The 7,176-nt window shown below is 63.9% G+C and carries 7 protein-coding genes; all 7 read right to left on the minus strand.

Features of this window, described 5'->3' with window-relative positions; genetic code table 11:
• Positions 1-2: 2 nt before the first annotated feature.
• Positions 3-1,499 carry a glycerol kinase GlpK gene (glpK, locus tag C1719_RS11110; RefSeq protein ID WP_102376042.1) on the minus strand — a complete coding sequence of 499 codons (1,497 nt, stop codon included), beginning with the start codon at positions 1,497-1,499 and terminating at the stop codon, positions 3-5.
• A 276-nt stretch (positions 1,500-1,775) separates the two neighbouring features.
• Positions 1,776-2,762, minus strand: coding sequence for an alpha/beta fold hydrolase (locus tag C1719_RS11115; protein WP_102375170.1), 987 nt, complete (start codon positions 2,760-2,762; stop codon positions 1,776-1,778).
• A gap of 155 nt (positions 2,763-2,917) precedes the next feature.
• The gene (locus C1719_RS11120) at positions 2,918-3,529 is read right to left on the minus strand and encodes an L-threonylcarbamoyladenylate synthase (protein ID WP_102375171.1); all 612 of its coding nucleotides are present in this window, start codon (positions 3,527-3,529) and stop codon (positions 2,918-2,920) included.
• 181 nt (positions 3,530-3,710) lie between these two features.
• Positions 3,711-4,394 (minus strand): DUF6580 family putative transport protein, encoded by a 684-nt coding sequence (locus tag C1719_RS11125; protein ID WP_102375172.1) that lies wholly within the window; start codon positions 4,392-4,394, stop codon positions 3,711-3,713.
• Position 4,395: 1 nt separating this feature from the next.
• The gene (locus tag C1719_RS11130) at positions 4,396-5,844 is read right to left on the minus strand and encodes an ABC transporter ATP-binding protein (RefSeq protein ID WP_102375173.1); all 1,449 of its coding nucleotides are present in this window, start codon (positions 5,842-5,844) and stop codon (positions 4,396-4,398) included.
• A complete protein-coding gene (locus tag C1719_RS11135; RefSeq protein ID WP_102375174.1) occupies positions 5,831-6,766 on the minus strand; it encodes an energy-coupling factor transporter transmembrane component T family protein in 936 nt (311 codons plus the stop codon). The genes C1719_RS11130 and C1719_RS11135 overlap by 14 nt, the downstream gene beginning before the upstream one ends.
• Before the next feature lie 3 nt (positions 6,767-6,769).
• Positions 6,770-7,176: DUF4430 domain-containing protein (locus C1719_RS11140; protein ID WP_146007929.1), on the minus strand; the 407-nt coding region annotated here is incomplete at its 5' end.

Consider the following 7,176-nt stretch of genomic DNA (forward strand, 5'->3'; position numbering starts at 1 on the left):
ATCTACGCCGTGCGCGTCCGCCCGATCGCCTTTTGCCAGCCCGCAAGCAGCGCGTCTCTCGTCTTCGACGGCATATCGGGATGAAACGTCGTGTCTTCCGCCCGCATGTCGCACAACTCGCCGGTGCTCTTCCAAAATCCGGTGCGCAAGCCCGCAAGATAGGCGGCCCCGAGCGCCGTCGTCTCGGTATTGTGAGGGCGCGCGAGCGGCGTCTGCAAGAGGTCCGATTGGAACTGCATGAGAAAATCGTTCGCCGACGCTCCCCCATCCACGTTGAGCACGCGCATCCGCTTGCCCGCATCGGCCTCCATGGCGCTGACGAGGTCATGCACCTGAAAGGCCAGCGACTCGAGGGCCGCGCGCACGACATGGGCCTTGGACGTTCCGCGCGTGAGCCCGTAGATCGCGCCGCGTGCTTCGGCATCCCAGTAAGGCGCGCCGAGCCCGGTGAACGCGGGCACCACGTACACGCCGCCCGTATCGGCCACGGATCGGGCAAGCTGCTCTGTTTCTTCGGCCGAATCGATCAGCCCCAATTCGTCGCGCAGCCATTGGACGAGCGCACCTGCGACGAACACGCTGCCCTCGAGGGCGTACTCGGTACTGGCGGCATCGGGCCCCGATGCCGCGATGGTGGTCACAAGGTTGTTCTTCGACGCACACGCCTCGTTTCCGGTGTGCATGAGCAAAAAGCACCCCGTCCCGTACGTGTTCTTCGCTTCGCCCGCCGCATAGCAGCACTGGCCGAACAACGCCGACTGCTGGTCTCCTGCAACGCCCGCGATCGGTATGCCGCCGACAACGCCCGGATGGGCGGTCTCGCCGAAATACGACGACGAGGGCCTCACTTCGGGAAGCATCGACGCGGGCACGTCGAACAGGTCGAGCAGCCATGGATCCCATCGGCCCTCGTGGATGTCGTAGAGCATGGTCCTGCTCGCGTTGGTCACATCGGTTGCGTGGACTTTGCCGTAGGTGAGCGACCAGACAAGCCAGCTATCGACCGTACCGAAAGCGAGCCGACCGGCTTCGGCCGCCGCGCGGGCGCCGGGCGTGTTGTCGAGGATCCATTTGATCTTGCTTGCCGAGAAGTACGCGTCGGGCAAAAGACCCGTTTTCGCCGTGATGCGCGCCGCAACCTCAGGATCCGAGCACAGCTCTTCGATGATGGGCGCCGTCCTGCGGCACTGCCATACGATCGCATTGGATACGGGCACTCCCGTCTCGCGATCCCACACCACGGTGGTCTCGCGCTGGTTCGTGATGCCGATGCTATCGATCTGACCGGGCCCGACATCGCGGGAAACGAGCAGCTCGGTCAAAGCGGCCAGCTGGGAAGACAGGATATCTTGGGGATTGTGCTCAACCCAACCGGGCTGGGGATAGAGCTGTTCGAAGGGGTGCTGCGCCATATCGACGAGCTTGCCGGCCCGATCGAACAGGATGGCGCGCGACGATGTGGTTCCCTGATCGAGCGCGACGACGTATTTCTTGGGCATGAACATGTGCCTTTCGTTCAATGCAGTTGCAGGACGGTATGGGGTCTCTCGCTACCATGATACGGCGATGGCGACGGCCGCGCAACGCGCAAAACCGTCGATCGGCCGAGAGGCAAAGGCAAGCACCCCCAACACGCGCGCACGAAGCAATCGCGGAGCCGGCCCGCTTCGTGCCGCTTCCGCTCGACGTCGCCCCGTCACGCGCACCCGGGGCAAGCGCGTGCGCGCGAACAGCCGCAGGCCGAAACCCGCATCCGCAGGCGTCCTGCGATTGGATCAACCCGCCTTGTGCGCATCGATCCAATCAGCCACATCGGCAAAAACCTCGGCGCGGCCGGGCTCGTTGAGTATCTCGTGTCGCATGCCCTCGTAAAGCTTCAGATCTATGTCCTTGACGCCCGCGCGACGGTACTGCTCGACCGCGCGCTCGACGCCCTTGCCGTTGTCCCCCACAGGGTCGAGCGCACCGGCGATGAAAAGCAACGGCAGCTCGGCGGGGACCGCCTGGGCGGCGGCGGCCGTCACCACTTCGCCGGTCAGATCGGTCAGGGTCGCGTAGCCGCCAGCAGAGAACATGACGCCGCACGATTCGTCGGCGATATAGGCATCGACGACCGCGTCGTCGGTGGAAATCCAGTCGAACGGGGTGCGCGCGTTCTCGATTTTCTTGGCGAAGGCGCCGGCACCGAGCCCGTCGAGAAACGCGCTCTTGTACGCCTCGCCCTTCGATGAGGCGATGCGGCGGGCGATGATGTTGCCGAACTTCGAAAGAAGCAGGGGTTGCTGGCCCGTGCCGCAGATGACGGCGGCGGCGAGACCCGCGGCGTTGCGCGCGAGATAGGCGCGCACGATGAAGCTTCCCATCGAATGGCCGAACATGATGTAGGGAGTCTGCCGCGCATAGCGCGAAGCGACCGTCTTGCGCAGTTCGTGCACGTCGTTGATGAGCACGTCCTTGCCGCCGACACTCGGAAGGCAACCCCACTCGCTGGGATCGGAGACGCTTTTCCCATGCCCCACGTGATCGTTCGCGCAGACGATATAACCGCGGCTCACCAGATAACGGGCGAATTCATCGTAGCGCTCGACGTGCTCGGACATGCCGTGCACGATCTGCACGATTCCGGCAGGAGCAATGCCGGGGCTTTTCTCGGGCTCCCACGTAAGCGCTCTGATCTGGGTCTTTCCATCGCTTGAACGATATCCGAGCTTGTTGGCCTTTACAGACGTTCGTGCACCCGTGCGCGAAGCGCTCGTGTTCATGGCAGTACCTCCCTCAAGGTTGCTGAAACACCATTATACCCGAACCCGAGCCCCACCGACGCTCGCTGCGATATCGAGTCGAATACGACGCCCGTGGCGACGGCGATCGCCGGCCTGCAGCCGAAACCCGAAGGCGGCTCCGCCCCCGCACGGCCCTAGCCGAGCGCCTGGATGTCGGCAATGGAGATGCCGCCTTCGCGGACCATGGCCGGATGATCGCCCGTACAGTCGAGCACCGTCGACGCGACCCCGCTCTTCTCGGTGTCATCGCGCAGGGCAACCGTCACCTCGCGAAGCAAGGCGGGATCGAGCTCCCCGAATACCCGCGGGGGCTTCTGCCCGCTTATGTTCGCCGATGTGGTTGCCAAGGGGAAACCAACCCGCTCGATGAGCCTGAGCGCCAGCGCGTTGTCGGGCATGCGCAGCGCGATCGTTCCGCTTTGCGACTGGAAGGGCTCGGGCACGTTCAAGCCCGCCTTCACGATCAGCGTCAGGGGGCCAGGCCAAAACGTTCGAGCCAGAATATGCGCGAATTCGGGCACGGCCTTGCCGTACAGCGACAAGGCGTCGGGGGTGCCCACAAGCCATGCCACGGGCTTTCCATGGTCGCGCCGCTTGATGTCGTAGAGGACCTCGGGGCTTTTCGCCATGCCGACGGCAACGCCGAGGCCGTATACCGTATCGGTGGGGAACACGACGGGCAAACCCGCGGAGAGCGCCGCCACCGCGCTCGCCATGCCCCGTTCGTAAGATTCGCTGTCTTCCATAGTCGCATCGCTTTCTGCCGCATGCGCGCAAACGGCTCCGTGCATCGATTCAACAGCGGCAACCGCCCGCCATAGGCGGATCGCCGGGCCATGCATTGTAGCACGACCGCAGATGCCGGTCACGAAACGGCAGGCGCTGCGCTCAAACGGCAGCCTGCCGAAACGGTGCCACCCATGCGCCTCAGATCCCGTATTTTCCCTTGATGCGCTTGAGCTTTTTCACCCAGGGCTGGTAGAGAATTGCCAAAAACAGCACGGTTGCCGCACCGTGAACGAGATCGAAGGGAAGCCCCGCGCCGTAGGCGACAAGCGCCGTCTGCCACGTGATGGGGTGAACGTATCCCACGATATGCCAGCTGTTCAGCAAAAACCCGTAGAGCAAAGGCGCCGCGAATCCATACAGGTATATGGGCACGGGCTTTTCGAACGCTCCGCGGTCTGCAAGCACACCGGCGAAATAGCCGATAAGCCCCCATGCGTACATCTGCCATGGCGTCCACGGCCCCTGCCCGAAGAACAGGTTGGACACGAGCGCCGCAAGCGCGCCCACCATGAAACCCGTTTGCCGGCCGAACACGGCGCCCGCGACGATGGCAATCGCCGAAACGGGCTTGAAGTCCGGCACCGCCGCAAACAGAATGCGCCCCGCTGCGGCGAGGGCCGCAAGCACAACCGTGGGCATGATCTGGCGAAGCATCGGCTGCGAAGCCTCGAAGCGGGCGAAGAACACGACTATCGCGCCGACGACCACGCCCATCGAGAGAAGCGCCGTCTGATCGATCTGAAACACCGCACTGAGCCCGAGCCCGACGAGAACGGCGAGCAGCGCGGGGATTTCCAGCCGAGAAAGAATCCGGGCGGCCATCTCAGCCGACCTCCTCGGCAAGGCCCCGGCTTGCCCACAACCGCAAAAACCCATCCTCCCGATAGCGGTAGAACAGGTTGTTCGAGAAAAACGCATCCACTGGCTCGGTGCTTGCCACGGCGCCGTCGAACAGCATGGAAACCTCGTCGGCGAGAACCGAGGCGAACGCAAGATCGTGGGTTGCGAACACGATCGTCGCCCCCCTCCCGCGCAGATCGCCAAGAGCACTTCCCAATTCGAGCTTCGCGTTCGCGTCGAGCCCCTTGGTGGGTTCGTCGAGGAGCAGCAGTTCGGGCTCTGTGAGCAGCAGCTTCGCAAAGGCAAGGCTCTGCTGCTGCCCGCCGCTCAGATCGAACGGATGCCGATGCGCCAACGCCGACAGCCCGAAGCGCTCGGCCATCGAGAAAACCTCCGGCTCGCCGTATCCGCACGCGCTTTGCCACTCGCGCAGCTCTTCGCCCACGGTATCGCACACGAACAGCGCTTTCGGATTTTGGGGCAGCAGCGCCTGGCGCGACCGCAGCGCGTTTTCCACGCGCCCGCGCTCCGGTTTGAGCACCCCCGCGGCAAGGCGCAGCAGCGTGGACTTCCCCGATCCGTTGCCGCCCACGAGCGCATGGATGCCGCCTTTGCGGATATCGATATCGGCGCCGCGCAGCACCCAAGCCCGATCGCGCGCGTATCGGAAGAACACGTCGGTGCTGGAAACGCACGATTCTCCCAAGCTCCCGGCCGCTCGGCGCTGCCCGCGCGGCATCGGATTGCCGACGAGCTCCCCGAGCGCCACCCTCTCGATTCCCCGATCGCCGAGCGCGAAGGCTTCGGTCGCGTAATCGGTCATCGACTCAGGGGCATGGGTTGCGACGACGACGGTTATCCCGAGTTCTCGGTTGATTCGGAACAGCGCGTGGAGGAAGCTCTTCTCGGCGATCGGATCGAGCTGGGACGTCGGTTCGTCAAGCAGAAGGAGCCTCGGCTGCATCGCAAGGATCCCCGCAAGATTCACCAACTGCTTCTGCCCGCCGGAAAGATGGGCGGTCTCCGCATGCAGCCATGGCTCGATCCCGAAAAACGCAGCGGCTTCGGCGACGCGGCGGCGCATCGCATCGGAATCGACGCCAAGGTTTTCGAGCCCGAATGCAAGCTCATGCACGACGGTATCGCATACGATCTGGTTTTCGGGACTCTGGAAAACGTAGCCGACCGATGAAAGAATGCTGCGCCTATCGGAAAAATCGAGCGGAGACCCGAGCACCTCTATCGAGCCGCGCCGCTCGCCGACAGGAGCGATCTCGGGCTTGCAGCATCGGAGGAGCGTCGTTTTGCCGCATCCCGTCCTGCCGACCAGGAGCGCGAAGGACCCCTCTTCGATGCGAAGGCTCAGATCCCTCAAGACGGGGTCCTCCCCCGGATAGGAGAAGCTGAAGCCGTCCACTTTAAGCGCGTCCATCAAAAACCTCCCGCGACGATCGCATCGCACCTTCGATACTCCTCCACCGCACGCGATCGACTCCTTCGGCGATCAGGGGAAGGAAGGCAAGGAGGGCATACGGGGCATAACCCCACCAGACGACAAGCTCGCTCATAGCCGGGTAAAAACTGTACTGCGCGCAGGCGATCCCCGCAAGAAGCGCATTGCCGATCACCAGGATGCCGAGCACGGCGCAGGCGATGCCGTCTGCCGCCCTGAACCGATACGGCCGATACCGCGTGCGCACGGACGAAGCGCCCCATCCGCGGGCCTTCATCGCATCGGCCCGCTCAAGCGAATCCTCCATCGCCCAGCCCATAAGCACCGTAACGATGCGACCCATCCACGAAACGCGCTCGCGCAGCGTTTTCGGGCGGGTTTTCAAACATGCAGCCTGCACGGATTCGATCTCCTTGCCGCGCCCGACGAACTGGGGAACCAGACGCGCCGCCATCGAAAGCGCAAGCGCGATGGTCGGCGCAACGTTGCCGAACAGCAGCATGATCTTGTCGGTGGTCAAGATGCGCGAGGCGTCGGCAAACCACAAGAGCACCGCCATGAGCATGAAACCCATGCACAGCCCGTAGGCGAAGCTTTCCGCATACACCGCCTGATGCCCGATGCGAAAAAGCTCGGTTGAGCCCATTGACGAAAACAGCGGATTGACCACCGCGATGAGAACGACGAAAGGCAGCTGCGTCGCCATAGTGCGAAACGTGGATGACGGACCTTTCAGCCATATGCCGCACGCTGCCGCCGCCGCAAGCGAAACGGCAATGTAGACCGGCTGCATCGCCGCCATGGTCATGACGAGCATGGCGGCAAAGTACGCGAACGCGACGACCGGATGGTACCGCTCGAATACCGTAGCTGCTCCCCCGCTTTCGAACCTCGGATCCATCGGTTACACATCGGCTCCCAGATCGAGGGTGTACACCCATGTAATGCTCTCGCCGCCGCTTAAGGCATACGAACCGGGACCGTATCCGGGGGAATACCCGTTGACGTAGTAGAGCCATCCGCTATTGGCACCGCACGAGAACTCGGCAAGGCCGCCGATCGAGCTCACGTACGAGCTCGATCCGCCCACGGAAACGCCCGTCGCCGCAAGGGCGTCGTACACGGTTGCGCCCTGCGGTACCGTCACCGAGGCCGAAGCCAGACAAGACGAATACCCGTAGCTTGCGGCACGCGAGCTATCGACGTACACCGATACCGTGATGGTTGCGGGCGCGGGGGCCGGCGCAGGCTCGGGTGCGGGAGCCGGAGCGGGATCCGGCTCGGGTGCGGGGGCGGCGGCGGGCGCCGACG

Origin of the sequence: Raoultibacter massiliensis, from assembly GCF_900199545.1 — a bacterium.
Taxonomy (GTDB): Bacteria; Actinomycetota; Coriobacteriia; order Coriobacteriales; family Eggerthellaceae; genus Raoultibacter; species Raoultibacter massiliensis.

Coding starts and splice junctions, on each gene's coding strand:
- C1719_RS11130 (WP_102375173.1), bottom strand. CDS start 5,844: ATGGACGCGCTTAAAGTGGACGGCTTCAGCTTCTCCTATCCGGGGGAG.
- C1719_RS11120 (WP_102375171.1), bottom strand. CDS start 3,529: ATGGAAGACAGCGAATCTTACGAACGGGGCATGGCGAGCGCGGTGGCG.
- glpK (WP_102376042.1), bottom strand. CDS start 1,499: ATGCCCAAGAAATACGTCGTCGCGCTCGATCAGGGAACCACATCGTCG.
- C1719_RS11135 (WP_102375174.1), bottom strand. CDS start 6,766: ATGGATCCGAGGTTCGAAAGCGGGGGAGCAGCTACGGTATTCGAGCGG.
- C1719_RS11115 (WP_102375170.1), bottom strand. CDS start 2,762: ATGAACACGAGCGCTTCGCGCACGGGTGCACGAACGTCTGTAAAGGCC.
- C1719_RS11125 (WP_102375172.1), bottom strand. CDS start 4,394: ATGGCCGCCCGGATTCTTTCTCGGCTGGAAATCCCCGCGCTGCTCGCC.